The organism is Citrobacter sp. KTE30 (genome assembly GCF_000398825.1).
Taxonomy (GTDB): Bacteria; Pseudomonadota; Gammaproteobacteria; order Enterobacterales; family Enterobacteriaceae; genus Citrobacter; species Citrobacter freundii.
The window spans coordinates 922,142-947,776 of record NZ_KB976055.1; the positions used below are offsets into that span (position 1 = coordinate 922,142).

Annotated in this window: 27 protein-coding genes; 10 read left to right on the top strand and 17 right to left on the bottom strand. The window is 52.4% G+C overall.

All coding sequences use genetic code 11. The annotated features are described in order from the left end of the window. Positions 1–6: 6 nt before the first annotated feature. Positions 7–699, top strand: coding sequence for a helix-turn-helix transcriptional regulator (locus WC1_RS18485; protein ID WP_003835974.1), 693 nt, complete (start codon positions 7–9; stop codon positions 697–699). A 45-nt stretch (positions 700–744) separates the two neighbouring features. Here WC1_RS18485 and WC1_RS18480 read toward each other — a convergent pair whose 3' ends face one another. Both WC1_RS18480 and WC1_RS18475 read right to left on the bottom strand, forming a co-directional pair. Further along, the gene (locus tag WC1_RS18480; protein ID WP_003021561.1) at positions 745–1,608 is read right to left on the bottom strand and encodes a nucleoside-specific channel-forming protein Tsx; all 864 of its coding nucleotides are present in this window, start codon (positions 1,606–1,608) and stop codon (positions 745–747) included. 298 nt (positions 1,609–1,906) lie between these two features. After that, positions 1,907–2,446, bottom strand: coding sequence for a SadB/YajI family lipoprotein (locus WC1_RS18475; RefSeq protein ID WP_003835973.1), 540 nt, complete (start codon positions 2,444–2,446; stop codon positions 1,907–1,909). Between the two features lie 153 nt (positions 2,447–2,599). Between WC1_RS18475 and nrdR the strand changes: the two genes are divergently transcribed. The 6 genes from nrdR (at position 2,600) to pgpA (ending at position 6,707) form a co-directional block, all read left to right on the top strand. Next, positions 2,600–3,049, top strand: a complete 450-nt coding sequence (gene nrdR / locus WC1_RS18470) for a transcriptional regulator NrdR (RefSeq protein ID WP_003021571.1) — start codon at positions 2,600–2,602, stop codon at positions 3,047–3,049. A gap of 3 nt (positions 3,050–3,052) precedes the next feature. Beyond that, the gene (gene ribD / locus WC1_RS18465) at positions 3,053–4,156 is read left to right on the top strand and encodes a bifunctional diaminohydroxyphosphoribosylaminopyrimidine deaminase/5-amino-6-(5-phosphoribosylamino)uracil reductase RibD (RefSeq protein WP_003021573.1); all 1,104 of its coding nucleotides are present in this window, start codon (positions 3,053–3,055) and stop codon (positions 4,154–4,156) included. A gap of 90 nt (positions 4,157–4,246) precedes the next feature. Further along, entirely contained in the window at positions 4,247–4,717 is a 471-nt protein-coding gene (gene ribE / locus WC1_RS18460) for a 6,7-dimethyl-8-ribityllumazine synthase (protein WP_003021575.1), read from the top strand. A 19-nt stretch (positions 4,718–4,736) separates the two neighbouring features. Further along, positions 4,737–5,156: a transcription antitermination factor NusB gene (gene nusB, locus WC1_RS18455; protein ID WP_000801129.1), complete on the top strand. Its 420-nt coding sequence runs from the start codon at positions 4,737–4,739 to the stop codon at positions 5,154–5,156. Between the two features lie 77 nt (positions 5,157–5,233). Next, positions 5,234–6,211 carry a thiamine-phosphate kinase gene (gene thiL / locus WC1_RS18450; RefSeq protein ID WP_003835968.1) on the top strand — a complete coding sequence of 326 codons (978 nt, stop codon included), beginning with the start codon at positions 5,234–5,236 and terminating at the stop codon, positions 6,209–6,211. Continuing rightward, a complete protein-coding gene (gene pgpA, locus WC1_RS18445; RefSeq protein ID WP_003021578.1) occupies positions 6,189–6,707 on the top strand; it encodes a phosphatidylglycerophosphatase A in 519 nt (172 codons plus the stop codon). Before thiL ends, pgpA begins: the two co-directional genes overlap by 23 nt. A 103-nt stretch (positions 6,708–6,810) precedes the next feature. On the opposite strand, the gene yajO is transcribed toward pgpA, so the two are convergent. The 4 genes from yajO to xseB are packed head-to-tail and all read right to left on the bottom strand — an operon-like array spanning position 6,811 to position 10,871. Continuing rightward, complete coding sequence (yajO, locus tag WC1_RS18440) at positions 6,811–7,785, bottom strand: 1-deoxyxylulose-5-phosphate synthase YajO (RefSeq protein ID WP_003847594.1); 975 nt, start codon at positions 7,783–7,785, stop codon at positions 6,811–6,813. Between the two features lie 56 nt (positions 7,786–7,841). Then, on the bottom strand, positions 7,842–9,704 hold the full coding sequence (dxs, locus tag WC1_RS18435) for a 1-deoxy-D-xylulose-5-phosphate synthase (RefSeq protein WP_016149696.1): 1,863 nt from the start codon (positions 9,702–9,704) through the stop codon (positions 7,842–7,844). Positions 9,705–9,728: 24 nt separating this feature from the next. Continuing rightward, on the bottom strand, positions 9,729–10,628 hold the full coding sequence (ispA, locus tag WC1_RS18430; RefSeq protein WP_003021584.1) for a (2E,6E)-farnesyl diphosphate synthase: 900 nt from the start codon (positions 10,626–10,628) through the stop codon (positions 9,729–9,731). Further along, the gene (gene xseB, locus WC1_RS18425; protein ID WP_003021586.1) at positions 10,629–10,871 is read right to left on the bottom strand and encodes an exodeoxyribonuclease VII small subunit; all 243 of its coding nucleotides are present in this window, start codon (positions 10,869–10,871) and stop codon (positions 10,629–10,631) included. A 196-nt stretch (positions 10,872–11,067) separates the two neighbouring features. Here xseB and thiI point away from each other — a divergent pair, with 196 nt between their 5' ends. Next, positions 11,068–12,516, top strand: a complete 1,449-nt coding sequence (thiI, locus tag WC1_RS18420) for a tRNA uracil 4-sulfurtransferase ThiI (RefSeq protein ID WP_016149697.1) — start codon at positions 11,068–11,070, stop codon at positions 12,514–12,516. Positions 12,517–12,581: 65 nt separating this feature from the next. On the opposite strand, the gene WC1_RS18415 is transcribed toward thiI, so the two are convergent. From WC1_RS18415 to panE, 3 genes are read right to left on the bottom strand one after another with little or no spacing between them, the layout of a single operon-like run. Further along, entirely contained in the window at positions 12,582–13,664 is a 1,083-nt protein-coding gene (locus WC1_RS18415) for a hypothetical protein (RefSeq protein ID WP_016149698.1), read from the bottom strand. Between the two features lie 32 nt (positions 13,665–13,696). Further along, entirely contained in the window at positions 13,697–14,296 is a 600-nt protein-coding gene (gene yajL / locus WC1_RS18410; RefSeq protein ID WP_016149699.1) for a protein deglycase YajL, read from the bottom strand. Next, entirely contained in the window at positions 14,259–15,170 is a 912-nt protein-coding gene (gene panE, locus WC1_RS18405; protein WP_003021593.1) for a 2-dehydropantoate 2-reductase, read from the bottom strand. The genes yajL and panE overlap by 38 nt, the downstream gene beginning before the upstream one ends. A 174-nt stretch (positions 15,171–15,344) precedes the next feature. Between panE and WC1_RS18400 the strand changes: the two genes are divergently transcribed. Further along, positions 15,345–15,836, top strand: a complete 492-nt coding sequence (locus tag WC1_RS18400; protein ID WP_003831002.1) for a YajQ family cyclic di-GMP-binding protein — start codon at positions 15,345–15,347, stop codon at positions 15,834–15,836. 80 nt (positions 15,837–15,916) lie between these two features. Here WC1_RS18400 and WC1_RS18395 read toward each other — a convergent pair whose 3' ends face one another. From WC1_RS18395 to WC1_RS18360, 8 genes are all read right to left on the bottom strand, one after another. Continuing rightward, a complete protein-coding gene (locus tag WC1_RS18395) occupies positions 15,917–17,281 on the bottom strand; it encodes an MFS transporter (RefSeq protein WP_016149700.1) in 1,365 nt (454 codons plus the stop codon). A gap of 221 nt (positions 17,282–17,502) precedes the next feature. Continuing rightward, positions 17,503–18,393, bottom strand: a complete 891-nt coding sequence (cyoE, locus tag WC1_RS18390) for a heme o synthase (RefSeq protein WP_003835956.1) — start codon at positions 18,391–18,393, stop codon at positions 17,503–17,505. Between the two features lie 11 nt (positions 18,394–18,404). Then, the gene (locus WC1_RS18385) at positions 18,405–18,734 is read right to left on the bottom strand and encodes a cytochrome o ubiquinol oxidase subunit IV (protein WP_003021607.1); all 330 of its coding nucleotides are present in this window, start codon (positions 18,732–18,734) and stop codon (positions 18,405–18,407) included. After that, the gene (locus WC1_RS18380; protein WP_003831007.1) at positions 18,734–19,348 is read right to left on the bottom strand and encodes a cytochrome o ubiquinol oxidase subunit III; all 615 of its coding nucleotides are present in this window, start codon (positions 19,346–19,348) and stop codon (positions 18,734–18,736) included. Before WC1_RS18380 ends, WC1_RS18385 begins: the two co-directional genes overlap by 1 nt. Beyond that, the gene (cyoB, locus tag WC1_RS18375) at positions 19,338–21,329 is read right to left on the bottom strand and encodes a cytochrome o ubiquinol oxidase subunit I (protein ID WP_003021610.1); all 1,992 of its coding nucleotides are present in this window, start codon (positions 21,327–21,329) and stop codon (positions 19,338–19,340) included. Before cyoB ends, WC1_RS18380 begins: the two co-directional genes overlap by 11 nt. Positions 21,330–21,348: 19 nt before the next feature. Next, the gene (cyoA, locus tag WC1_RS18370) at positions 21,349–22,296 is read right to left on the bottom strand and encodes a cytochrome o ubiquinol oxidase subunit II (protein ID WP_003021613.1); all 948 of its coding nucleotides are present in this window, start codon (positions 22,294–22,296) and stop codon (positions 21,349–21,351) included. Between the two features lie 458 nt (positions 22,297–22,754). Continuing rightward, positions 22,755–24,230: a muropeptide MFS transporter AmpG gene (ampG, locus tag WC1_RS18365; protein WP_016149701.1), complete on the bottom strand. Its 1,476-nt coding sequence runs from the start codon at positions 24,228–24,230 to the stop codon at positions 22,755–22,757. A 44-nt stretch (positions 24,231–24,274) separates the two neighbouring features. Further along, entirely contained in the window at positions 24,275–24,853 is a 579-nt protein-coding gene (locus tag WC1_RS18360) for a lipoprotein (protein WP_003021617.1), read from the bottom strand. Positions 24,854–25,158: 305 nt separating this feature from the next. Here WC1_RS18360 and bolA point away from each other — a divergent pair, with 305 nt between their 5' ends. Beyond that, positions 25,159–25,476 carry a transcriptional regulator BolA gene (bolA, locus tag WC1_RS18355; RefSeq protein WP_003021619.1) on the top strand — a complete coding sequence of 106 codons (318 nt, stop codon included), beginning with the start codon at positions 25,159–25,161 and terminating at the stop codon, positions 25,474–25,476. Positions 25,477–25,635 lie beyond the last annotated feature (159 nt).

The following is a 25,635-nucleotide window of genomic DNA, read 5'->3' on the forward strand; positions in this document are numbered from 1 at the left end:
ATTAAAATGAGCAGACGCGCCGACCGCTTGTTTCAGATTGTACAAATCCTGCGTGGCAGGCGAGTGACAACGGCGGCGCTGCTGGCAGAACGTCTTGAAGTTTCTGAACGGACGATTTATCGCGATATCCGCGATCTCTCTTTATCCGGCGTGCCCATTGAAGGCGAAGTGGGTAGTGGATACCGCTTAATGGCGGGGTTTGATCTGCCGCCGTTGATGTTAACTCAGCACGAATCAGAAGCGTTGATGGTAGCGATTCGGTTGCTGAAAACATGGGGCGGGGATTCACTCTCACAGGCGCTGGAATCAGCACAGGAAAAAGTGTTGGCGATATTGCCGCCAGAGAGTCGGCGCAGAGCCGAGCAAACGCGGATTTTCGCGCCAGATTTTGGTAATCAGCCGCATTCACGCAGTGCGTTCGATCTCATACATCGCGCGGTTTCAGCTCAGCAGGTGCTGGCGCTGCATTATCGCGATGAGTCCGGGAACCTCTCGTGGCGCGACGTTCAGCCGCTGGGTTTATTTTTCTGGGGCGAGCACTGGCTGCTGGTTGGCTGGTGCGAGAAGCGTGATGATTATCGTTGCTTTCGCGTTGATCGATGTCTGAAGATCACGCCACTCGACAGGCACTTTCGCGAATCTGCGGAGCGTTCGCTAAGTGACTTTTTACGTAAAGTACGCTGTGAAGACCAGCCATAAAAAAGCCAGCGGTTAAGCTGGCTTGTTTGCGATAAATTATCTGGATTAGAAGTTGTAACCTACGACCAGGTAACCACCCCAACCGGTAGATTTCGCGCTGAAATCGCCTTCGCCCCAGTTCAGAGTATCCCCACCTTTCCACTGACCGCCGTTATGGAAGTAACGCGCTACGACAGAGTAGTGCCAGTGATCGTAGTTCAGCGCCAGGACGTGGCTGGAAGCGATAGAGTTGCTGGTGCGGTTCGGGTCATCACCCAAATCTGAGCCCCAGTCGAAGTTGGTGAAGCCGATGTAGGTCAGTTGGCCGCCCCAAACCTGGGTGATCGGCACAAAGTATTTCACTTTGAAACGGTAGCCATCCCACTCGTTTTCGTTGGATGCGCCATAGTTCTGCCACTGGTATTTAGCATAGACGTTCAGGGACAGACCCATCGGCAGACCGGTATCGATATCGGTACCCAGACCCATATACCAGGTGCTCTGGCGGCTGGCTTTGTTATCACCCATGTCGTAGATGTAGTTGTTGGCGAAGTACCATTCTTTGAACGGACCAAAGCTCAGGTCAGCGCCGGTCAGTTTGTCGATGGAGAAACGCGGTTCGATTTCCATAAACAACGGGGAACCGTCAGACCAGATACCTTTATCGTTGCCGTTACCCCAGTCGAAGGTTTTCGGAATATCGATGTAGCCATAGAAATCAAACCAGTCTTTTTTGGCAAATGCTTCGTATTCCAGATACACGTCGTTGTTCAGTTTCGGAGAGAAACGGGTGTGATAGCTACCCACCACGTTAACGCTCTGGTGCCACCAGTCGGACAGATATTGCGGTTTGTCATTTTCTGCTGCGTTGGCAGTAAAAGACGAGGAGAGCGCCAGCACTGCACCGGCTGCAAGTAATGTTTTTTTCATATGTATGCCACTGTTTGAAATCCCTTTCGGGAGTGAAAAATGCGCAATTTGCGTTTCTAAATATTTCGTAATTCTTCGGAGCCTATTATAAAAATCATTGTTCACAAAAATATGTCTTGTTTCACAGTTCTATCATTTACGTAATCGATTGCGTTCACGTTTGCGTACTTTAGGCGGCGAATTGTACTGGCTCTCATGAATGTTGCCAAGTTTTACCAGAAATATCGGTTATGTCAGGGGAGTAACAAAATGGAGCGGAGTGATGTTGCGGAACGCACAAAACGTTCCGCAAAAAAGTTTATTGGCTAACAGGCTGGATATCGTGGATGCGAACAAATCCTAACCTCTCTGGAGTGAGGCCATTTATCTGCAACGGAATGTCTACGTCGCTGGGAGCAAGAATACTCGCCGGAGCGTTGACCAACTGGTTGTGAACGTTCACTTCCTGATAGTTGTCCGTGGTGCCCTGAATTTGCCCGTATTCGACGGTGGCGCTAAAGGCGGGTAAAGGCGTGTTGGATTCACCCTGAATCCGTAGCGTCAGGCGCGTACCATCCGCGTTCGGTGCAATGTTTACCAGCGACATGCGTAAAGTGCCAATCTGGCTGTCCAGTCGTGCCGGGGTTTTGGAACCCGGTAGCAGATAGACGCCGCTGGTTGATTTTGCATTCAACATATTTTGTTGCGTAATTTTTACTGTTTCCTGATTAAGCTGCGCCATCTCTTTATTCAATGTGCTAACGCTTTGATGCATCTGGCGTACTTCGCTTTGCTGTGCGCAGGCACTAAGACTAAAGAGACTTCCCACCAGGAGAATTCTTAGGTAACGTCTTGTCATTGTGATTACTTCCTTCATTGTCGCGATAGCATAATGGTAGTGTGGACTGAGCACGAAGGCATCGATCCTTTGTCTCAAAAGCGCAGTGCCTTTGTTGTCACGGCAGTTCAGGGTAAAATAGATTCTGTTAACCACTGAGGTACAGGACGCCGTATGCATTGCCCATTCTGTTTCGCCGTAGACACTAAGGTAATTGACTCTCGTCTTGTAGGCGAGGGCTCCTCGGTACGCCGCCGTCGGCAGTGTCTGGTCTGTAACGAACGTTTCACCACTTTTGAAGTGGCTGAACTTGTCATGCCGCGCGTTGTGAAAAGCAACGACGTGCGTGAACCCTTTAATGAAGAAAAGCTGCGTAGCGGCATGCTCAGAGCGCTTGAGAAACGGCCTGTGAGCGCGGATGACGTCGAAATGGCGTTAAACCATATCAAATCACAGCTGCGTGCGACTGGTGAGCGTGAGGTGCCGAGCAAGATGATTGGCAACCTGGTGATGGAGCAGTTGAAAAAGCTCGATAAAGTCGCCTACATCCGCTTTGCCTCTGTCTACCGGAGTTTCGAAGATATCAAAGAATTTGGCGAAGAGATTGCTCGCCTACAGGACTAAGCCATGCAGGATGAATTGTACATGGCGCGTGCGCTGAAGCTTGCTGCGCGCGGACGTTTTACCACTCACCCCAACCCCAACGTAGGCTGCGTGATTGTGAAGGATGGGGAGATCGTCGGTGAAGGATATCATCACCGTGCGGGCGAACCGCATGCCGAAGTTCATGCTCTGCGGATGGCTGGAGAAAAAGCGCAAGGGGCAACGGCCTATGTGACGCTTGAACCCTGTAGTCATCATGGTCGCACGCCGCCGTGTTGCGATGCGCTGATTGCGGCGGGTGTATCGCGAGTGGTTGCGGCGATGCAGGATCCCAATCCGCAGGTCGCAGGACGTGGGCTCTACCGTTTGCAGCAGGCGGGCATCGACGTCAGCCACGGGCTGATGATGAGCGAAGTTGAGCAACTGAATAAAGGCTTTCTCAAGCGCATGCGTACGGGATTCCCGTATCTGCAGCTTAAGCTTGGCGCGTCGCTTGATGGCCGTACGGCGATGGCCAGCGGTGAAAGCCAGTGGATTACCTCACCGCAGGCGCGCCGCGATGTGCAACGTTTGCGCGCGCAAAGCCATGCCATTTTAACCAGCAGTGCTACGGTGCTGGCAGACGACCCTCAGCTTACCGTGCGTTGGTCGGAGCTTGGGGAGTCAACTCAGGCGAGTTACCCGCAGGAAGAGCTGCGCCAGCCAATCCGCATTGTTCTGGATAGCCAGAATCAGGTCACGCCGGAGCATCGTATTGTGCAACAGCCTGGAGAAACCTGGATTGTCCGGACTGAAGACGACCCCCGTAGCTGGCCGGAGACGGTTCGTAGCCTGAAGGTGCCGGAACATAACGGGCATCTGGATCTGGTGGTGCTGATGATGCAACTGGGCAAACAGCAAATTAACAGTATTTGGGTTGAAGCAGGTCCAACGCTCGCGGGGGCATTATTACAGGCCGGTTTGGTCGATGAGCTAATCGTGTATGTTGCGCCTAAACTGTTAGGCAGCGATGCGCGAGGATTATGTGTGCTTCCAGGCCTTGAGAAACTGGCTGACGCACCCCATTTTAAATTCAATGAGATACGCCAGGTGGGCCCGGACGTTTGCCTGCATTTAACGACTGCGTGAGGCTTTCTGATTTAGAGGAAGCAGCGCACAGAATATTATGATAAAATCCGCCCCCCTTACGGGGCCATAAATCGAACCCGAAGGAAGAATATGAACATTATTGAAGCTAACGTTGCTACCCCGGACGCTCGCGTCGCCATCACCATTGCGCGTTTCAACAACTTTATCAATGACAGCCTGCTGGAAGGGGCTATCGACGCCCTGAAACGTATTGGCCAGGTTAAAGATGAAAACATTACCGTTGTTTGGGTTCCAGGTGCATATGAGCTGCCGCTGGCCGCTGACGCACTGGCAAAAACCGGTAAATACGACGCGGTAATTGCGCTTGGTACGGTGATCCGTGGCGGTACCGCGCACTTCGAATATGTGGCTGGCGGTGCAAGCAATGGCCTGGCGCATGTCGCTCAGGACAGTGGCATTCCGGTAGCCTTCGGTGTTCTGACCACCGAAAGTATTGAACAAGCCATCGAACGTGCTGGCACTAAAGCCGGCAACAAAGGCGCAGAAGCTGCACTGACTGCGCTTGAAATGATTAATGTATTGAAAGCCATTAAGGCCTGATTTTTGTAAGGGGAAATCCGTGAAACCTGCTGCTCGTCGCCGCGCCCGTGAGTGTGCCGTCCAGGCGCTCTACTCCTGGCAGTTGTCCCAGAACGACATCGCTGATGTTGAATACCAGTTCCTGGCGGAACAGGACGTTAAAGATGTCGACGTTCTGTATTTCCGTGAACTGCTGTCCGGGGTGGCGACTAACAGCGCGTACCTGGATGGATTAATGAAGCCTTACCTGTCTCGTCTGTTAGAAGAGCTGGGTCAGGTAGAAAAAGCCGTACTGCGTATTGCGCTGTTTGAACTGTCTAAACGTAGTGATGTGCCGTACAAAGTGGCCATCAACGAAGCGATTGAACTGGCGAAAACCTTCGGCGCTGAAGATAGCCATAAATTCGTGAACGGCGTACTGGATAAAGCAGCACCTGTGATTCGCCCCAACAAAAAGTAATCCCGAGGCCGGCTGGATGGTGGAACCTGTTTCCGCTGTCCCCGGCTTTTTCTTTTTTTTCTGCTGAGGCATAACGTATGGCATGCGGCGAGTTTTCCCTGATTGCCCGTTATTTTGACCGCGTAAGAACGTCTCGTCTTGATGTCGAAACCGGTATTGGTGACGACTGCGCACTCCTGAATATCCCTGAAAAACAGACGCTGGCGATCAGTACCGATACGCTGGTGGCAGGCAATCACTTCCTCCCCGACATTGATCCCACCGATCTCGCCTGGAAAGCACTGGCGGTGAATTTGAGCGATCTGGCGGCGATGGGGGCCGATCCTGCGTGGTTGACGCTGGCACTCACGTTACCTGACGTTGATGAAGCCTGGCTTGAAGCCTTCAGTGATGGCCTGTTTGAACTGCTTAATTACTATGATATGCAGCTGATTGGCGGTGACACCACGCGTGGGCCACTGTCGATGACGTTGGGTATCCATGGCTACGTTCCTGTAGGACGGGCCTTAAAACGCTCTGGTGCGAAGCCGGGGGACTGGATTTATGTTACCGGTACGCCGGGAGACAGCGCGGCGGGGCTGGCGATTTTACAGAATCGGTTGCAGGTTGGAGATGCAAAAGACGCAGACTATCTGCTTAAACGCCATCTGCGTCCCACGCCGCGTATTTTGCAGGGACAAGCCCTGCGCGATCTGGCCAGTGCGGCTATCGATATCTCCGATGGCCTGATTTCCGATCTGGGGCATATCGTTAATGCCAGCGGCTGTGGCGCGCGGGTTAACGTCGATGCGCTGCCTTACTCCACGGCATTCGCCCGGCACGTTGAGCCGGAACAGGCACTACGCTGGGCGCTCTCGGGCGGTGAAGATTATGAGTTATGCTTTACCGTACCGGAAATTAACCGTGGTGCGCTGGATGTGGCGCTGGGAAATCTCGGCGCAGCGTTTACCTGCATTGGGCAGATGAGCGCAGACGTGGAAGGCATTCACTTTACGCGCGATGGAAAATCCGTCACGTTTGACTGGAAAGGATATGACCATTTTGCCGCGCCTTAAAAAAGATGTCGCCAAAAGCCGCCTGAGTATGCGCAATCCGTGGCACCTGCTAGCCACCGGTTTTGGCAGCGGGTTGAGCCCAATTGTTCCTGGCACGATGGGATCGCTGGCGGCGATCCCTTTTTGGTATTTAATGACCTTTCTACCGTGGCAGCTGTATTCACTGGTGGTGATGTTATCTATCTGTATCGGCGTTTATCTGTGCCATCAAACGGCGAAAGATATGGGTGTGCACGATCACGGTAGCATTGTCTGGGACGAGTTTGTCGGGATGTGGATTACCCTGATGGCGCTGCCGACCAATGACTGGCAGTGGGTTGCCGCCGGATTTGTGATTTTCCGTATTCTGGATATGTGGAAGCCGTGGCCGATTCGTTGGTTCGATCGCAACGTGCATGGCGGGACGGGGATCATGATCGATGATATTGTGGCCGGAATACTCTCTGCCGGAATTTTGTATTTTATCGGTCATCACTGGCCGGTAGGTATCATTTAACCCTTTTGGGGGGCTGTTGTAGGCCCGATAAGCGTCGCGCCATCGGGCAATCAGTGCCGGATGCGCTATGCTTATCCGGCCTACAATTAGCCATCGCCAATACTTATTTAAATCCCACCACCGGATGCTGTTTGTACGGTGTTTCCAGCTCGGCAATCTGCTCCGGCTTCAGCGTTAAATCCACCGCATTGAGCAACTCATCCAGCTGTTCCTCGCGCGATGTACCGATAATCGGCGCTGCCACACCCGGTTTGCTCAGCAGCCAGGCCAGCGCAACCTGCGCCCGTGTAACACCCAACTCCTCACTGACCCCGGTCAGTCGTGCGGCAATTTGCGCGTCGTTTTCATCGCTCTCGTTGTACAAATTTTTACCGACTTCATCGGAAACCAGACGTGCTGTCGTTTCTCCCCATGGGCGCGTCAGGCGTCCACGTGCCAGTGGACTCCAGGGGATCACTGCCACGCCTTCCTGATAGCACAGTGGCAGCATTTCGCGTTCTTCTTCGCGGTAGATCAGATTGTAGTGATCCTGCATGCTAACGAACTGTGCCCAACCGTGTTGCTTCTGTAAGGCCAGCGCCTGAGCAAACTGCGAAGCGTGCATGGATGAGGCGCCGATATAGCGCGCTTTACCGGCTTTCACGACGTCGTTCAGCGCTTCCAGGGTTTCTTCAATAGGTGTGTTGTAATCCCAGCGGTGAATTTGCAGGATGTCGACATAGTCCATACCCAGACGTCGGAGGCTGTCGTCGATTGAGCGCAGGATTTGTGCGCGGGATAATCCTTCTGCTAAATCATCAACCTGGTGAAAAACCTTGGTAGCGACCACGACATCTTCGCGGCGGGCGAAATCACGCAGCGCGCGACCGACAATCTCTTCGCTACTGCCAGCGGAGTAGCTGTTGGCGGTATCGAAAAAGTTAATGCCGCCCTCAAGGGCGTGTTTGATTATCGGGCGGCTGCTTTCTTCAGGTAGCGTCCAGGCGTGATTGCCGCGATTAGGCTCGCCAAACGTCATGCAGCCCAGGCAAAGGCGGGAGACCCGTAGGTCGGTTTTTCCTAAGATGTTGTATTTCATCAATCCACTCCTGCTTAGCTCGTGATGAATTAAGCATAGCAGGAGCGGGGAGGGGTTTATGCCAGCCAGGCCTTGATTTTGGTCTCAATTCCGACGGCATTCAGACCCAGATCGGCGCGAGCTTCATCCTGAGTTCCCTGCGGGATGAAGAAGTCTGGCAGGCCAATGTTCAGCACCGGGACGGGCTTACGATGGGCCATCAGCACTTCGTTTACACCGCTGCCAGCACCACCCATAATGGCGTTCTCTTCAATGGTAACCAGCACCTCGTGTTGGGCAGCCATTTCAAGGATCAACGTTTCATCCAGGGGTTTCACAAAACGCATATCGACCAGCGTGGCGTTCATCGACTCTGCGACCTGAGCGGCTTCCGGCATCAGGGTACCGAAGTTGAGAATTGCCACTTTCTCCCCGTGACGTTTCACTATACCTTTCCCGATAGGCAGTTGTTCCAGCGGGGTCAACTCTACGCCCACCGCGTTACCGCGCGGGTAGCGCACGACCGTTGGACCGTCGTTGTAGTGATAGCCGGTGAACAGCATCTGGCGGCATTCGTTTTCATCACTCGGGGTCATAATGACCATTTCCGGGATGCAGCGCAGGAAGGAAAGATCGAACGCCCCTTGATGGGTTTGGCCATCTGCGCCAACAATTCCTGCCCGGTCAACGGCGAACAGAACTGGCAGTTTCTGGATGGCGACATCATGCAGCACCTGATCGTAGGCGCGCTGCAGGAAGGTCGAGTAAATAGCCACGACCGGCTTATAGCCGCCAATCGCCAGACCGGCAGCAAACGTCACCGCGTGCTGTTCGGCGATCGCCACATCGAAGTAGCGGTCCGGAAACTTACGTGAAAATTCCACCATACCGGAGCCTTCGCGCATCGCCGGGGTGATTGCCATCAGCTTATTGTCTTTCGCCGCGGTTTCGCACAGCCAGTCACCGAAGATTTTTGAATAGCTCGGCAGGCCGCCGCTGCTTTTCGGCAGGCATCCGCTGGATGGATCGAATTTTGGTACCGCGTGGAAGGTGATTGGATCTTTTTCTGCCGGCTCGTAACCACGACCTTTTTTGGTCATGATGTGCAGGAACTGCGGGCCTTTCAGATCGCGCATGTTCTTCAGTGTGGTGATAAGCCCCAGCACGTCGTGACCGTCCACCGGACCGATATAGTTAAATCCCAGTTCTTCAAACAGCGTACCCGGCACAACCATGCCTTTGATGTGTTCTTCGGTACGTTTGAGCAGCTCTTTAATCGGCGGTACGCCGGAGAAGACTTTTTTCCCTCCTTCGCGTAGCGAGGAGTAGAGTTTGCCAGAGAGTAGTTGCGCCAGATGATTGTTCAGCGCGCCAACGTTCTCTGAAATCGACATTTCATTGTCGTTGAGGATAACCAGCATGTCGGGCTTAATATCGCCTGCGTGGTTCATCGCTTCAAACGCCATCCCGGCGGTGATAGCGCCGTCGCCAATCACACATACGGTACGACGTTCTTTGCCTTCTTTCTCAGCGGCAACCGCAATACCGATACCTGCGCTGATGGAGGTTGAAGAGTGCCCAACGCTCAGTACGTCATACTCGCTCTCACCGCGCCACGGGAACGGATGCAAACCGCCTTTCTGACGAATGGTGCCGATTTTATCACGGCGGCCGGTCAGTATTTTGTGCGGGTAAGCCTGATGTCCTACATCCCAGATTAACTGGTCAAACGGGGTATTGTAGACATAGTGCAGCGCGACGGTGAGTTCCACCGTGCCCAGACCAGAGGCGAAGTGCCCGCTGGAACGGCTTACGCTGTCGAGCAAATAGCGGCGCAGTTCGTCGCAAAGCTTTGGCAGGCTCTCTTTTGGCAGCAGACGTAACTCCTGGGTGGAGTCGACCAGCGCCAGGGTCGGGTATTTGGCTATATCAAAACTCATCGCAAGCTCATGGGATATGTTGGTTTATTTATCACGCTGGATTATGTAGTCCGCTAGCGCTTCCAGTGCCGAGGTATCGAGTGACTGTGCGGCCAGCAAACTTAGCGACTGGCGGGCATCCTCGATTAAATCCCGGGCTTTATTCTGGGCTTGCTCAAGACCCAGAAGTGCAGGATAGGTACTTTTGCCAAGCTGCTGGTCAGCACCCTGACGTTTACCCAATGTTGCAGTATCGCCTACCACATCCAGGATGTCATCCTGAACCTGGAAGGCCAGACCGATGCTTTCTGCGTATTTGTCGAGTATTGCCAGGCATTCTCGCCCTTTATCGCCTGCGCTTAATGCTCCCAGACGTACGGCGGCGCGAATCAATGCCCCGGTTTTATGGCGGTGAATACGCTCCAGCGCATCCAGCTCAACCTGATGACCTTCAGCTTCCAGATCCAGCGCCTGACCGCCGCACATACCGGCGATACCGCTGGCCTGAGCCAGTTCAGAGATCATCGCGATGCGGTCACGGTCAGATACTTCCGGCATTGGAGCGTCGCTGATAATGGAGAATGCCAGCGTTTGCAGCGCATCTCCGGCCAGGATCGCGTTTGCCTCACCAAATTTTACGTGGCAAGTCGGCAGACCGCGGCGCAGGTCGTCGTCGTCCATCGCGGGTAAATCATCGTGCATCAGCGAATAGGCGTGAATGCATTCGACGGCGGCAGCGGGAGCATCAAGCGTACTCAGGCTGACACCAAACATCTGACCGGTCGCATACACCAGAAACGGGCGCAGGCGTTTACCGCCTAATAATGCGCCATATTGCATGGTTTCGACCACGGGAGTGTTCTGAAAGGGCAGTGGCGCGATAAAACGGCTCAGTGCCTGGTTGGCCTGCTCAACGCAAGCCTGTAACTGCTGCGTAAAATCCATTTACTCATTATCCGGTGTAAAAGGCGTAAGGGCCGCGTCTTCAGTATCTGACAGCAGGATTTGTACGCGCTGTTCAGCCTGTTGCAATTTGACCTGTCCCTGACGCGCCAACTGTACGCCACGTTCGAATTCGTTCAACGCTTCTTCTAACGGCAGGTCGCCGCCTTCCAGACGGGTAACAATTTGTTCCAGCTCGCTCAGCGCGGTTTCAAAACTGGCGGGCGCTTCATTTTTCTTCGGCATAATGAATGTCTGACTCTCTGTATTGGCAGCACAAGACTATGGTAACGGACTCGCACTGATAAGCAAATAACGCGCAATGTGCACAGTAGCCGCGTGATGGTGATATACTTGCGCGCCTGGATGCAGTCGCGGGTATGGGCTGCTGTATTTTTTTCCATTACAAGTCATTCAGACTTGCCTAAGAACCATTGCCGCCATGAAGTTTATCATTAAATTGTTCCCAGAAATCACCATCAAAAGCCAATCTGTGCGTTTGCGCTTTATAAAAATTCTGACAGGGAACATTCGTAACGTTTTAAAGCACTATGATGAAGACCTTGCCGTTGTCCGTCACTGGGATCACGTTGAGGTTCGCGCTAAAGATGAAAGCCAGCGCCTGGACATTCGCGACGCGCTGACCCGTATTCCGGGGATCCACCACATTCTTGAAGTAGAAGACGTGCCGTTTACCGATATGCACGATATTTTCGAGAAAGCACTGGTGCAGTATCGCGATCAACTGGAAGGTAAAACCTTCTGCGTACGCGTTAAGCGTCGTGGTAAGCATGAGTTTAGCTCCATTGAGGTGGAACGTTATGTTGGCGGTGGACTGAACCAGCATATTGAATCCGCGCGCGTGAAGCTGACGAAGCCGGACGTGACGGTTAATCTTGAAATCGAAAACGACCGTCTGTTGCTGGTTAAAGGCCGCTATGAAGGTATTGGCGGTTTCCCAATTGGTACGCAGGAAGACGTACTGTCGCTGATCTCCGGTGGTTTCGACTCCGGCGTGTCCAGCTACATGCTGATGCGTCGCGGCTGCCGCGTGCACTACTGCTTCTTCAACCTTGGCGGGGCAGCGCATGAAATCGGTGTTCGCCAGGTGGCGCATTACCTGTGGAATCGCTTCGGTAGTTCGCATCGCGTGCGTTTTGTTGCTATCAACTTTGAACCGGTGGTTGGTGAGATCCTGGAGAAAGTTGATGACGGCCAGATGGGCGTGGTTCTCAAGCGTATGATGGTTCGCGCGGCGTCGAAAGTCGCTGAGCGCTACGGCGTACAGGCGCTGGTAACCGGTGAAGCACTGGGCCAGGTGTCCAGTCAGACGCTGACCAACCTGCGTTTGATCGATAACGTATCAGACACCCTGATCCTGCGCCCACTTATCTCCCATGATAAAGAGCACATCATCAATCTGGCGCGTGAAATTGGCACCGAGGATTTTGCTCGTACCATGCCGGAATACTGCGGTGTAATTTCAAAAAGCCCGACGGTGAAAGCGATCAAATCGAAGATTGAGGCCGAAGAAGAAAACTTCGATTTCTCTATCCTCGATAAAGTGGTTGAAGAAGCGAACAATATTGATATTCGCGATATCGCCCAGCAGACGCAGCAAACCGTGGTAGAAGTAGAAACCGTGAGCGGTTTCGGCCCGAACGATATGATCCTGGATATCCGTTCTGTGGATGAACAGGATGATAAACCGCTGAAGGTTGACGGCGTGGACGTCGTTTCTCTGCCGTTCTACAAGCTGAGCACCAAATTCGGCGATCTGGACCAGAGCAAAACCTGGCTGCTGTGGTGTGAACGCGGGGTGATGAGCCGCCTGCAGGCGCTGTATCTGCGCGAGCAGGGCTTTGAGAACGTGAAGGTGTATCGCCCGTAATTGAGTAAACACCGTGTTGTAGGCCGGATAAGGCGGTTACGCCGCCATCCGGCAATATAACGATATTATTCAAAACGCACAGGAAGCGTCTTCCCGTTCGACTCCCAGACGCCCTGATAAACCCCGTCTTTTAAATCCAGTGTTATTTTCTCTTGCGATTGTTCAGCTGCAGACGTCTTCAGTTCATAATGTTGATTATCGGCTGTATCGCACTTACCGGTTAATTCAATCGGTGCGCCAAATTTCTGGTAAAAGTAAGCCCCGTCAAAAAAATCACCGTATTTGCACTCCACCTTCAACACAATACGCATGCTTTTCCCCAGCGTGCCGTACATGACTTTGCCGTCAATGCCGGGCGCTGGCGAAACCGGTGTTGTACTCTTTGCGCCAGTCAGATACTGGCCGTATGGCGTGAGCTGATTATGCAGTTCTGCGGTTGGGATTTTCGTGGTGAAATCACCCAACTCGTCGAGTGCGCGGCTGGCGTGGTTGCTACAGCGTCCGTTCAGGAAGGCCAAATGGTCTTTTTGCAGAGAGAATTTGTCGATGTAGTACAAACCGTCGGTGTAGGTTGCGCATGATGCGTAGAATTCGGCATAGTCAAAATCATCGCCTTTCTCTTCTTTTATTTGCGCCGACGTCTGCGATTTATGCGCATCAACAAAGGTATCGATTTGGCCACGGATATCTTTTCTGATGCGGGTATTTAATTCGGCCATCGTAGAGCGGGAAAAGAGATCGTTGAGGGTAATTGCCGCGCCGTTGGCTAAATCGAAGCTGAGCGGTACATTGTACGATTCGCAATACGCTCCGCAGCCTTCGACAAACATGTTCAGAGTTAGAACTTTGGCGTCGCGATACTCAACCGTGTAGTCAAGGTTTGCGGTGGGGTTTCTCTCTGATTTCGCAAACTGGTTCACTGTTGTTTGTGGATTATTACCCGGTAGCTGATTGATAAAGCTTGCGAAAATATAATCGTTAATACGTTTCGCAACCTTGGGGTTATCCGTCGAGGAAAACCATGGCACGCGATATTGCATTTCAGTGCTTGCGGGATAGCGATACTCAATACTCTTTATGTCGAGTTGCGTCGCAGTGGCATAACCGGAAAGGAGCAGTAAAGCCACTCCACTCAGATATCCTTTCATTATGATTCCTTATAAGGGAGTGGCCTGAAGATTTATTCGTAGTAGTTATAGATTCCCGCTGCCATCACCAGTTGTGACGCAACTTCGTAAGCCTTTTCACGACTGACCAGAAGATCAATGATTTTCAAACCGAAATCGATTGAGGTTCCCGGTCCCTGGCTGGTTAACAGGTTGACGCGCGGATCCCATACGACGCGCTTGTCCTGCCATTGATCAGCGGGGATTTGGTCTTTCAGCGCCGGAAAACCGGTCATGTTACCGATGGGGAAAATATCGTGCGGGACGAGGACGGTGGCAGCCGCGGCACAGATTGCCGCGACAATGCGTCCGGAGCGATGAAACTGCTTCACGGTTTCGACCAGCAGAGGGCTGTCGCGAAAACACTCGGCGCCTTTAATACCGCCCGGCAGTACGATAATGTCGAAATCGCCGTCAGCAACTTCGACTAATGGCGCATCCGCCAGCAGTTTCACACCGCGCGAGCACACGATCGTCAGGTTGCCATCGCTGGCGACGCTGGCGACGCTGGCGGTTGTGACCTTAATTCCGCCGCGAACCAGTAGATCGATAGTAGTAACCGCTTCGGTTTCTTCACTACCAGGGGCGAGACATACCAGTGCTTGAGCGCTCATACTCACTTTCCTTTCTTTTAACCATTTCAAACAGGCGGGCATTTTCCGGAACGGCGATGCCGTGCGCGCGTGCACGTTTTAACAAATAACCGGTAATGTAGTCGATCTCGGTATGACGCATGGCGCGAATGTCCTGCAGCATAGATGAGATATTTTCCGCCGTACTGTCAATCACTTGCTCGACATAATAGCGTAAATCATCCGCTGATGTGTGGTGGCCTTCGCGTTCGATCACCGCTGCTACTTCCTCGCAGATGAGCGCTATTTTTTCCGGATGATGGCGTAACTCACCGTTTGGGCAATCCCATAATGCGGTCAGCGGGTTAATGACGCAGTTGACGGCCAGCTTGCGCCAAAGCTCGGCGCGAATAGTGTTATGCCAGGCGACGTCCGGCAGCACCTCTTGCAGGGTTTCAGCCAGATAGCTGAAATCGCCGTCTTGCTCACGTGCCGGCCCAATACGCGTTGTTCCCTGAGCGACATGAATGATGACGTTCCCGTCACGGCGTGCTGCGTGGGTGGTGGTTCCCATCAGCAAGGGTTGCTTAATGTTATGTAACTCTTCAATCGTCCCCATGCCGTTGTGAATAAGCAGAATGGGCGTGGTTTCAGGCAGAATTGCAGACAGGCCTTTTACCGCATCAGAAACCTGCCAGGCCTTCAGGGTGACTAGCAGCAGGTCACTTTTTGCCAAAAAGTCGGGGTCATTTGCCGTCAGGGATTCATTAAAAACTGAGCCATCCGTGTCGATCAGGTTTACGCTGCAGTAGGGTTGCGGTACGCGCAGCCACCCTTGCACCTCATGTCCATGTTTGCACAGCGCTGTAAGCCATAGCTGTCCTAACGCTCCACATCCCAGTACGGTAATTTTCATTCTTCCTCCTCACCTGCAACAGCACCAGGTGTTAATCCATATCGACCGCACCCTATTATTGTTCGCAGATGTCGCTACCACGTACAATGAAAGGATACAGCCTAGTATAGCGCTGTCTGTTGAGTAACTTTGCAGGTATTATGCTTCGCATCAAAAATGAAGGGAGAGGAAAAGATGCCATCTTTCGATATTGTCTCTGAAGTTGATCTTCAGGAAGCCCGTAACGCGGTGGATAACGCCAGCCGTGAAGTCGAGTCACGCTTTGATTTTCGTGGCGTTGAAGCCACTTTTGAGCTGAATGAGTCAAATAAGACGATTAAGGTGCTGAGCGAGTCTGATTTTCAGGTTAATCAGCTGCTGGATATTTTGCGTGCCAAGCTGCTGAAACGCGGTATTGAAGGCACCTCGCTGGACGTACCAGAAACTTTCGTGCACAGCGGTAAAACCTGGTTTGTTGAAGCTAAGCTGAAGCAGGGCATTGAAAGCGCGGTGCAAAAGAAAATCGTTAAGCTGATCAAAGACAGCAAGCTGAAGGTGCAGGCGCAGATTCAGGGTGAAGAAATTCGTGTGACCGGTAAGGCGCGTGACGATCTGCAATCCGTCATGGCGCTGGTTCGCGGTGGTGATCTCGGCCAGCCGTTCCAGTTTAAAAACTTCCGTGATTAAGTCGTAATGCCTGATCCGGCCTACAGGTCGCACACGCTATTTGTAGGCCGGACGAGACGTTAGTTACCATCCGGTAATCATCACGTCTGGCTGATGGTCTGCTCAACCTCAAATCGATTGGTGACTTTGCTGTCGATTTTCACGTAGGCCGAATGCTCTTTCGCCACAATTAACACTTCGCTTATTCCTTCTTTTGCCAGCAGGCGCTGCTTTAACGTGTCATCTGCGGCAATTTCTGGTGGAATTTCCACACGCAGGCTGCTGACATACGGCGGCTCTTTCATTGTGCTTGCCACAATCAACCAAACTGCTGCCAGCAGCGCGCCAGCCAGGAATACCCCCTGACCATCAAACATTTCGACCACCCAACCGCCGAGTGAACCGCCAATCGCCACGCCGAGGAACTGGCTGGTGGAATAGACACCCATCGCCGTGCCTTTGTAACCCGCAGGCGATTCTTTGCTGATAAGCGAGGGGAGGAGGGCTTCCATCAGGTTGAAGGCGAGGAAGAAAATCTGCACGCCCGCAATCAGGCCCCAGAAACGCACGTTAGCGCTCCACAATACAATCTCTGCAATAAGGATCAGTAACACGCAGGCGAGGAATACGCGTTTCATCCGGCGCTTTACTTCGGCGTAAATGATGAACGGCACCACGGAAACAAAGGACAGCAGCATCGTCACCAGATAAATTTTCCAGTGTTCTGCGGCGGGGAAACCGGCTTTCGCCAGTTGTCCTGGTAACGCGACGAAAGTGGACATCAGCAAAATGTGCAGGCACATGATGCCGAAATTGAGCTTCAGCAGTTTGGGCTCCGCCAGCACTTTGCTGAAGCTGCCTTTTACCATGCCCGACTCGCGGTTTAGTACGTGGCTGGTGCTATTGGGAACGACCCAAATGGTCAGCACGATACCCGTGGTGGCAAGGGCGGCAATCATCCAGAACAGCGCGTGTAGCCCCAGCGCATGGGTAACGATCGGCCCCAGCACCATCGCAATGGCAAATGTGATACCGAAGCTGACGCCGATAAACGCCATCGCTTTGGTGCGGTTTTGCTCGCGGGTTAAGTCGGAAAGCAGCGCCATCACGGCCGCGGCAATTGCTCCGGAACCTTGCAATGCGCGACCAAGAATAATGCCCCAGATTGAATCGGAGAGCGCGGCAATCACGCTGCCGAGAACGAATACCGCCAGCCCGCCGACAATAAGCGGCTTACGACCAATGCGGTCAGAGAGCAGACCAAAGGGGATCTGGAAGACGGCTTGCGCCAGGCCGTAAATGCCGATGGCAAGGCCAATCAACGCTTCGCTGGCGCCCTGTAGCGCCATACCGTACGTGGTCAGAACCGGTAGAACCATAAACATGCCAAGCATGCGCAACGAGAATACGGTCCCTAAACCCCAGGTGGCGCGCAACTCACCGGGCGTCATTTTGTAATCGTTCATTCCCACCTCTGTATTAATTTCGCGCCTAGTGTAAAGCGCTAAGCAGGCTGGGTAAATATGCGCTTTATTAACAAATGTTGGGGTTGTGAGGGGAGTCGGCTGGAAACGAAAATGCCGGATGACGATACTCACGTATCTTATCCGGCCTACAAGCAATGTGCTTTTTTGTAGGCCGGATAAGGCGTCAGCCGCCATCCGGCATAGAAGATGTGACGATTAACTTACCAGACGTAAGTCAGCAGGTTCTGCGAGTTTGGCACCATAAAGTCGACGGACATCATCACGGAAAGCGCGGTAATGGCGATGATGGAGAAACCGAACAGCTTGCGCGCCCAGACTTTGTCATCTTCCACTTTATAACCGCGCAGCGCCATGCCCAACCACCAGACGCTCACCGCCGCAGCAACAATCAGGTATTTATAACCTGCATAGCCGCCCAGGGTTAGCATCAGCGTGGCGATAGCAAATGCGATGATATACAGCGTGATATGGTTTTTCGCGACTGAAATGCCTTTCACCACCGGCAGTACTGGGATGTTGGCAGCCTGATAATCCTTAAAGCGGAAAATCGCAATCGCGTAAGAGTGCGGCATCTGCCACAGGCTGAAAATAGCCAGCAGAATCAGCGCACCGCTATCGAACTCACCGGTTACGGCGCAGTAGCCAATCACCGGCGGCGCAGCGCCGGAGAGTGAGCCAATCAGCGTGCCATAAACGGAATGGCGCTTCATGTACAGGCTATAGACGCCCACATAGACCACGAAGCCCATTACCCCCAGCCAGCAGGCCAGAGGGTTCGCGCCAAACCACAGCAGCATAAAGCCAGCAATACCCAGCAGGGTGGCGTATACCAGTGAGACCGCAGGGGAAATCAGACCTTTAACCAGCACGCGGTTTTTGGTCCTCTCCATCTTCCTGTCGATATCCCTGTCGATGTAGTTGTTAAATACACAACCCGACGCCACAACCAGTGACACCCCAACCAGCGTGTAGATAAACAGGGGATAATCAATGCTGCCTTTCGAGGCCAGCAGGAACCCCCCAATCACCGAGATCAGGTTGCCAAAGATGATGCCTGGTTTCGTTACTTGCAGGTATTGCTTAAACATCATAATCGCCGCTCTTAGTGCATCATCATGTTGTAGTTAAGGTTCCACATAATCCAGATGGAGCCCACAACCAGGATGGCGATGATTAGCACAGTAAAGACAAAGGCCGTCATGTTCCAACCTTCATCAGATTTGCTATTCATGTGCAGGAAGCACACCAGGTGCACCAGAATCTGTACCACTGCCATTGCCAGAATAGTTCCCAGAATGACGGCCGGAGAGGCAGAACCTGTCATCACCATCCAGAACGGAATAACCGTCAGGATGATCGACAGGATAAAACCTGTCATGTAGGTTTTTACGCTGCCATGGGATGCGCCGCCGCTCTCGTTAGCATGACTCATTACATCGCCCCCATCAGATAAACAACAGTGAACACACAGATCCATACCACATCCAGGAAGTGCCAGAACAGGCTCAGGCACATGATGCGGGTACGGTTAGTACTGGTCAGGCCGCGACGAGCGACTTGCACCATCAGAACCGCCATCCAGATAAGACCGGAGGTGACGTGCAGACCGTGCGTGCCGACCAGCGCGAAGAACGCAGACAGGAAACCGCTACGATCCGGGCCCATGCCGTTAACAATCAGGTGATGGAATTCATAGAGTTCCATCCCGATGAATCCGGCACCGAACAAGAAGGTCAACGCCAGCCAGGAGATAACCTGGCTCTTGTTGTTCTTGTACATGGCAATCGCTGCCATACCGTAAGTAATGGAGCTGAATAACAGCAGGAATGTTTCAACCAGAACGAACGGCAGTTCAAAAATGTCTTTACCTGTTGGGCCACCTGCGGTGCCGTTCACCAGAACGGCATAGGTTGCAAACAGAATAGAGAACAGAATGCAGTCGCTCATCAGGTAGACCCAGAATCCGAAGATCTTGGTCTGGCCTGCATCGTGGTGCCCGTGTTCGTGCGCGTGGGCAGTCGCGTGCGTTAAAGTATCAGTTGCCATTTTTCAGCCCTGCCTTAGTAATCTCATCGAAATGCTGGTTTTCCAGTTTTTCGACTTCCGGGACCGGCACGTAGTAATCGACGTCTTCATCAAAGCTTTTCACAATCCAGCTGATGATCATGCCTGCGAAGCTTGCAATCGCCAGCCACCAGATATGCCAGATCATGGCGAAACCAAACAGTGTTGCGAAGGCGGTAATGACGATACCGGCACCGCTGTTCTTCGGCATATGAATTTCTTCATAGTGCGCAGGCTGCTTGTACGCTTCACCTTTTTCTTTCATTTCCCAGAAGGCATCACGCTCGTGAACGTGCGGCACAACGGCAAAGTTATAGAACGGAGGCGGGGAAGATGTTGCCCACTCCAGCGTACGACCACCCCATGGGTCACCGGTCAGGTCACGGTTCTGCTCGCGGTCGCGAATAGAAACGTAGATCTGAATCAGCTGGCACAGGATACCCAATGCAATCAGCGCGGCACCGCAGGCGGCAACGACCAGCATCGGATGGAACTGTGGGTCAATCTGCTGGCTGAGACGACGGGTCATACCCATGAAGCCCAGCACGTACAGCGGCATAAATGCCACGAAGAAGCCGATGATCCAGAACCAGAATGCGCGTTTACCCCAGGTTTCGTTCAGCGTGAAGCCAAACGCTTTTGGCCACCAGTAGGTCATACCTGCGAAGCAGCCAAATACGACGCCGCCGATGATAACGTTATGGAAGTGCGCAATCAGGAACAGACTGTTGTGCAGTACGAAGTCTGCGCCCGGAACCGCCAACAGTACGCCGGTCATGCCGCCGACTGAGAAGGTCACGATAAAGCCAATCGTCCACAGCATCGCTGAGTGGAATACGATACGGCCCTGATACATGGTGAACAGCCAGTTGAAGATCTTCACCCCGGTCGGGATGGCGATAATCATGGTGGTAATACCGAAGAAGGCGTTTACGTTAGCGCCTGCACCCATGGTGAAGAAGTGGTGCAGCCAAACAACGAACGACAGAACGGTGATACACACGGTTGCCCACACCAGCGAGGTGTAACCAAACAGACGTTTACGTGAGAAGGTTGCTGCGATTTCGGAGAACACCCCGAAGACCGGCAGAACCAGGATGTACACTTCCGGATGGCCCCAGGCCCAAATCAGGTTGATGTACATCATCATGTTGCCGCCCATATCGTTGGTAAAGAAATGGGTACCCAGATAGCGATCCAGGGTCAGCAACGCGACGGTAACCGTCAGGATTGGGAAAGAGGCGATAATCAGGATGTTCGCGCACAGAGACGCCCAGCTGAATACCGGCATCTTGAACATGGTCATTCCTGGCGCACGCATCTTAATGATGGTCACAAAGAAGTTGATACCGGTCAGGGTTGTACCAATACCGGACAACTGGACTGCCCATATCCAATAATCGACCCCGACGCTTGGACTGTACTCTATTCCCGAGAGCGGCGGATACGCCAGCCAACCGGTCTGTGCGAATTCACCTACGCCCAGAGACAGGTTAACCAGGATTACGCCGACAACGGTGAACCAGAAGCTCAGGTTGTTCAGGAACGGGAATGCAACGTCACGTGCACCGATCTGCAGTGGAACCACCAGGTTCATCAGACCGATAACAAATGGCATTGCCACGAAGAAGATCATAATCACGCCGTGAGCCGTGAAGATCTGATCGTAGTGGTGAGGAGGCAGGAAGCCCGCTTCACCCGCAGAAGCCAGCGCTTGCTGACTACGCATCATGATGGCGTCGGCAAAGCCACGAATCAACATGACGATTGCAACAATGACATACATGATGCCAAGGCGTTTGTGGTCAACCGAAGTCAGCCACTCTTTCCACAGGTAGGTCCACTTACCGAAGTAAGTGATTAGGCCCAGTAAGGCCGCACCACCGATGATAATGGCAGCGATCGTAACCATGACAATGGGTTCATGGAACGGCACTGCATCCAGCGTCAATTTTCCGAACATCGTATTCTTCCTCGGCCCCTTAGTGAGCGGATTCCGCGTGGCTCATGTCCATGCCTTCCATGCCTTCGTGTGCGTTGTGCTCACCTTCGGGTTGGGTCATGTCCATGCTCTTACCGTGAGCCATAAATTTGTTAATAACATCTTTAAACAAATCGGGTTTCACGTTGGAGAAGTATTCCACCTGGTTGTATTCGCTTGGCACAGCCACTTTCTCGAACGCAGCCATGTCGCTCATGGTGTTTGTGGACTGTTTAGCTTTAGCAACCCATTGGTCGAATTCGGCGCGGTCCTTTGTTGCGATAGCCTTGAACTTCATACCGGAGAAGCCTGGTCCGCTATAGCTTGCGGAGATACCATCATAAGTACCGACTTCGTTGGCGATCAGATGCAGTCGAGTCTGCATACCGGCCATGGCATAAATTTGGCTACCCAGACGCGGGATAAAGAAGGAGTTCATCACGGAGTTGGATGTCACTTTGAACTCAACCGGAGTATTCGCCGGGAAGGCGATTTCATTCACGGTAGCGATACCTTGTTCCGGATAGATGAAGAACCATTTCCAGTCCATGGAAACCACTTCGATGGTAATGGGCTTCTCGTCATGCGCCAGCGGTTTGCTTGGCTCAAGAGCGTGAGTGGTTTTCCAGGTCAAAACGGCAAGGAAAATGATGATTAAGATCGGCACCGTCCAGACCACAGCTTCCACTTTATTGGAGTGTGACCAGTTCGGGCTGTACTTCGCATCTTTATTGCTTGCACGATACTTCCAGGCAAAACCAACAGCCATCAAGATGGCAGGAATAACGACAATCAACATCAGGCCAAATGCCGTCAGTATCAGTGAACGTTGTTCCAGTCCAATCTGTCCTTTAGGGTCAAGCAGCGCAGAATTACAGCCACTGAGTAACGCAGTGCCTGCAATTAATGACAACCATCCCAAACTTTTATTGTATTTCCTGAGTCTCATTTAACGACCTCAATTCCACGGGACCGGGTGGCGTTTAAAGTGTGAGGGCATTTTACGGGAAGGTTACATTACTGTAAACATCCTTGGATCTGTGTTACTGGGTTCTGCCGTGCATGTCACATATGTTGCAATATATGTCGCTTTGACTTTAAGAACCTGTTGCAACATCACGTTATAACGAAAGCAGGCAGGCGGGGGACAGGCTGAGGGTAATTGGTATAACCAATACGAAAATAAAACAATTGTTTAACAATTGATTATCAATAAAAAGACAATCTGGGAACAAAAAATAAATCTGTAGTGGCTGAATCGAGTAAGGAAAATAAAATATATAAAAGGCGTCAATAATTTCCAAATTCTTTGGCGCACAAAATAACAAATATTATTTTTATCAATTGTTGTTTATTTAGCCGTTATAATTACGCAAGGTGATTACAACGGCTTATTAATACGGTTTTTTACGCCAGACGGTTTTTGCGCAGAGCCAGATAATCCAGCAATCCGCCAAAAATCACCCCGCAGACCGCGACCGCCACCGAGACTTCAAGCAGTTCCGGCAGGAAGGAGAAGTTGGTGTAATCCAGCGCATTCATGGTTAACAGCAGCAGCCAAGCCAGCAGCAGGCAGCAGCCCACTACCAACGTCATTAATGCCAGACTGTACGCTCCACGAAATTCCGTACGCGGAATAAAGCTTTCATTTTGCCAGCTATGTTCCAGGGTCTGGCGACATACCAGCAGCAGTATGAGGCCGGGGATCGCTGCAAACACGGAGAACAGATAAAATGTCGGCCAGCCGTGTGCTTCGACAAACCAACCCGCCACCGGGCCAACATAAACGCGACCAACGGCTGAAAGCGCGGAGAGCAGGGCGAACTGGGTCGCTGAGAAGGACTTATTGCACAGCGTCATTAATAAAGCGACAAACGCCGCCGTGCCCATTCCGCCACACAGGTTTTCAAAGAAGACGGCGGCCGCCATACTGAACATGTGTTTGTCAGTGATGGACAATAGCCAGTAGCCTGCATTTGACGCCCCTTGCAGAATGCCAAATATCAGCAATGCGCGGAACAGCGAAAGGCGCTGCATCAGGATCCCGCCGTACAATGCACCAACGATGGTTGCCAGAAGCCCGAGCGTTTTATTCACCACACCAACCTCACCCGCATCAAATCCAACGCCGCGGATCAAAAAGGTGGTGGTCAGGCTCATGGCGAAGGCATCCCCGAGCTTATACAGCACAATAAGCAGCAGGATAAGCCAGGCGTTGTTACGACCAAAGAAGTCGCGCAGCGGAGCCGCAACCGCCTGTTCCAGCGTTTTAGGTACCGGAATGGTGTCAGTCGGTTCAGGTGCTAACAGGGTGGCGATGATACAAGGAATCAACAGCGCTGCCATCAGCCAGTACATCCCTTGCCAGCCCAGCCAGCGATCGGCCATCCACAGGGCCAGTCCGCCTGAAACCAGCATCCCTAATCGATAGCCCAGCACGCTGATAGCAGCGCCGGTGCCGCGCTCTTCTGCGGGCAACACGTCGGTTTTCCAGGCATCAAAGACGATATCCTGCGAGGCCGAGCAAAAAGCGATCACCACTGCGAGTGCGGCCATCCAGCGTAACTGTGTGCCAGGCTCCAGAAAGCCCATCGCGGCGATAGAAATTAACAACAGCACCTGGGTCGCCAGCAGCCAGCCGCGACGTCGACCTAAAAACGGTGGCGTGTAACGGTCCATCAACGGGGACCAGAGAAACTTAAATACGTAGGCCTGACCTACCAGGGAAAAGAAACCGATGGTTTTAAGATCGATATTCTCGACCGTCATCCACGCCTGAAGCGTACCGGAGGTGAGTGCGAGCGGTAAACCGGAGGCGAACCCCAGAATAAGCAGGATAGCTGAGCGTGGTTGCTGAAAAATACGTAAGTAATGACTGGACATGGGCTTCTATAGGCCCGACGAACGCCGGGCCATATGGGCAGAAATTAACGAGCGTTCTGCTTGATGAAATCGTGAACGCTGGTGTCCTGAGACATATCAGCGATGGTGTCGGTCAGCACGCTGTTAACGGCGTCAGCGATATTTTTGTTAGAGGCTTGCAGTGCGCCTTCAACAGAATAGCTTGCGCGGTAGTTTTTGGTCATCTTGTTGCCGTTAGCAGCGGTCGCAATGATGGCGATATCTGCTTTGGTGGCAATGTTATAGCGCACGCTACCCTGAGACACGTCAGCGTACAGCTGGCTAACAATGATTTGCAGGTTTACAGCGCCGTTTGGTCCAATCATATAACCGCGTGCGGTCATCTGTTTTTCCAGTACTTCTTGCAGCAGGAAGCGCAGATCGCGGGACGCAGTCAGCGTAACCAGCTGGTTGTCGCGGGTGACTTTTGCCAGCGCTTGATCCTGACGCTGGTCGGCACCGTTGATGCTAACGGTCACGCCCATCAGGCTTGGGTCCTGCTGTGGCAGGGTAATTTTCGGGGAGACTTCAATAGTGGTCGGCGGCGTTGCGCATCCAGCTAACATGAACATCGCGACTAACGGGAAGAGGATTTTTTTAAACATGCCAGGGCTCTCAGCGAATCTAAATTGTATGGTTAGAGAAAATTCCCGCCATCATAACATCGCCAACGATGAGGGGAAGTGGGTAACGCATGTAAATTCATTGTGTTGTCCGTTTTATGACTTTGTGGAGACCATAAACGGACTTTTTGCAATAAATCGAAGTGAGGATTCAGTGAACTTCATCCGTTTGGCTGAGAAAATCAGACAAGCGCTAATTTTTTGTTGCTAAGGTGTAATGAAAACGGTAAAAGCGGCTAGTATTTAAAGGGATGGGTGACATCTCAGCGTTGTCGGAGGAAAATTTCATGATGATTCGTGAGCAAATAGAAGAAAAATTAAGGGCAGCGTTCGAACCCGTGTTCCTCGAAGTTGTGGATGAAAGCTATCGTCACAATGTCCCGGCTGGTTCTGAAAGCCACTTTAAGGTTGTGCTGGTTAGCGATCGCTTTACAGGTGAACGTTTTCTTAATCGTCATCGGATGATTTACAGCACGTTAACGGCGGAGCTTTCCACAACCGTTCATGCTCTTGCCCTGCATACCTACACCATTAAGGAGTGGGAAGCGTTGCAGGATACGATTTTTGCATCGCCTCCGTGTCGTGGGGCGGGAAGCATCGCGTAAAACGGATTTGCAACAACCGACGCTTTTCCAGTATGTTGCTACAGATTATGTGAAAACGGCCTGCGGGCCGTTTTGTTTTGTCTGAATTCTGGGGCAGTCGTACAGTATTCAGACAAAAATTAGCCGGGAATTGTGAAAAAAGCCGCAGCAACGCGCGAT

What these genes read in the sequence shown, in the direction of transcription:
- pgpA (WP_003021578.1), top strand. Translation starts at nt 6,189, where the DNA reads ATGACCATTTTGCCGCGCCTTAAAAAAGATGTCGCCAAAAGCCGCCTG.
- WC1_RS18485 (WP_003835974.1), top strand. Translation starts at nt 7, where the DNA reads ATGAGCAGACGCGCCGACCGCTTGTTTCAGATTGTACAAATCCTGCGT.
- yajO (WP_003847594.1), bottom strand. Translation starts at nt 7,785, where the DNA reads ATGAAATACAACATCTTAGGAAAAACCGACCTACGGGTCTCCCGCCTT.
- ribD (WP_003021573.1), top strand. Translation starts at nt 3,053, where the DNA reads ATGCAGGATGAATTGTACATGGCGCGTGCGCTGAAGCTTGCTGCGCGC.
- thiI (WP_016149697.1), top strand. Translation starts at nt 11,068, where the DNA reads ATGAAGTTTATCATTAAATTGTTCCCAGAAATCACCATCAAAAGCCAA.
- ispA (WP_003021584.1), bottom strand. Translation starts at nt 10,628, where the DNA reads ATGGATTTTACGCAGCAGTTACAGGCTTGCGTTGAGCAGGCCAACCAG.
- WC1_RS18385 (WP_003021607.1), bottom strand. Translation starts at nt 18,734, where the DNA reads ATGAGTCATGCTAACGAGAGCGGCGGCGCATCCCATGGCAGCGTAAAA.
- WC1_RS18480 (WP_003021561.1), bottom strand. Translation starts at nt 1,608, where the DNA reads ATGAAAAAAACATTACTTGCAGCCGGTGCAGTGCTGGCGCTCTCCTCG.
- yajL (WP_016149699.1), bottom strand. Translation starts at nt 14,296, where the DNA reads ATGAGCGCTCAAGCACTGGTATGTCTCGCCCCTGGTAGTGAAGAAACC.
- cyoB (WP_003021610.1), bottom strand. Translation starts at nt 21,329, where the DNA reads ATGTTCGGAAAATTGACGCTGGATGCAGTGCCGTTCCATGAACCCATT.
- ribE (WP_003021575.1), top strand. Translation starts at nt 4,247, where the DNA reads ATGAACATTATTGAAGCTAACGTTGCTACCCCGGACGCTCGCGTCGCC.
- dxs (WP_016149696.1), bottom strand. Translation starts at nt 9,704, where the DNA reads ATGAGTTTTGATATAGCCAAATACCCGACCCTGGCGCTGGTCGACTCC.
- xseB (WP_003021586.1), bottom strand. Translation starts at nt 10,871, where the DNA reads ATGCCGAAGAAAAATGAAGCGCCCGCCAGTTTTGAAACCGCGCTGAGC.
- thiL (WP_003835968.1), top strand. Translation starts at nt 5,234, where the DNA reads ATGGCATGCGGCGAGTTTTCCCTGATTGCCCGTTATTTTGACCGCGTA.
- WC1_RS18380 (WP_003831007.1), bottom strand. Translation starts at nt 19,348, where the DNA reads ATGGCAACTGATACTTTAACGCACGCGACTGCCCACGCGCACGAACAC.
- panE (WP_003021593.1), bottom strand. Translation starts at nt 15,170, where the DNA reads ATGAAAATTACCGTACTGGGATGTGGAGCGTTAGGACAGCTATGGCTT.
- WC1_RS18415 (WP_016149698.1), bottom strand. Translation starts at nt 13,664, where the DNA reads ATGAAAGGATATCTGAGTGGAGTGGCTTTACTGCTCCTTTCCGGTTAT.
- WC1_RS18360 (WP_003021617.1), bottom strand. Translation starts at nt 24,853, where the DNA reads ATGTTTAAAAAAATCCTCTTCCCGTTAGTCGCGATGTTCATGTTAGCT.
- WC1_RS18395 (WP_016149700.1), bottom strand. Translation starts at nt 17,281, where the DNA reads ATGAACGATTACAAAATGACGCCCGGTGAGTTGCGCGCCACCTGGGGT.
- cyoE (WP_003835956.1), bottom strand. Translation starts at nt 18,393, where the DNA reads ATGATGTTTAAGCAATACCTGCAAGTAACGAAACCAGGCATCATCTTT.
- bolA (WP_003021619.1), top strand. Translation starts at nt 25,159, where the DNA reads ATGATGATTCGTGAGCAAATAGAAGAAAAATTAAGGGCAGCGTTCGAA.
- cyoA (WP_003021613.1), bottom strand. Translation starts at nt 22,296, where the DNA reads ATGAGACTCAGGAAATACAATAAAAGTTTGGGATGGTTGTCATTAATT.
- ampG (WP_016149701.1), bottom strand. Translation starts at nt 24,230, where the DNA reads ATGTCCAGTCATTACTTACGTATTTTTCAGCAACCACGCTCAGCTATC.
- WC1_RS18400 (WP_003831002.1), top strand. Translation starts at nt 15,345, where the DNA reads ATGCCATCTTTCGATATTGTCTCTGAAGTTGATCTTCAGGAAGCCCGT.
- WC1_RS18475 (WP_003835973.1), bottom strand. Translation starts at nt 2,446, where the DNA reads ATGACAAGACGTTACCTAAGAATTCTCCTGGTGGGAAGTCTCTTTAGT.
- nrdR (WP_003021571.1), top strand. Translation starts at nt 2,600, where the DNA reads ATGCATTGCCCATTCTGTTTCGCCGTAGACACTAAGGTAATTGACTCT.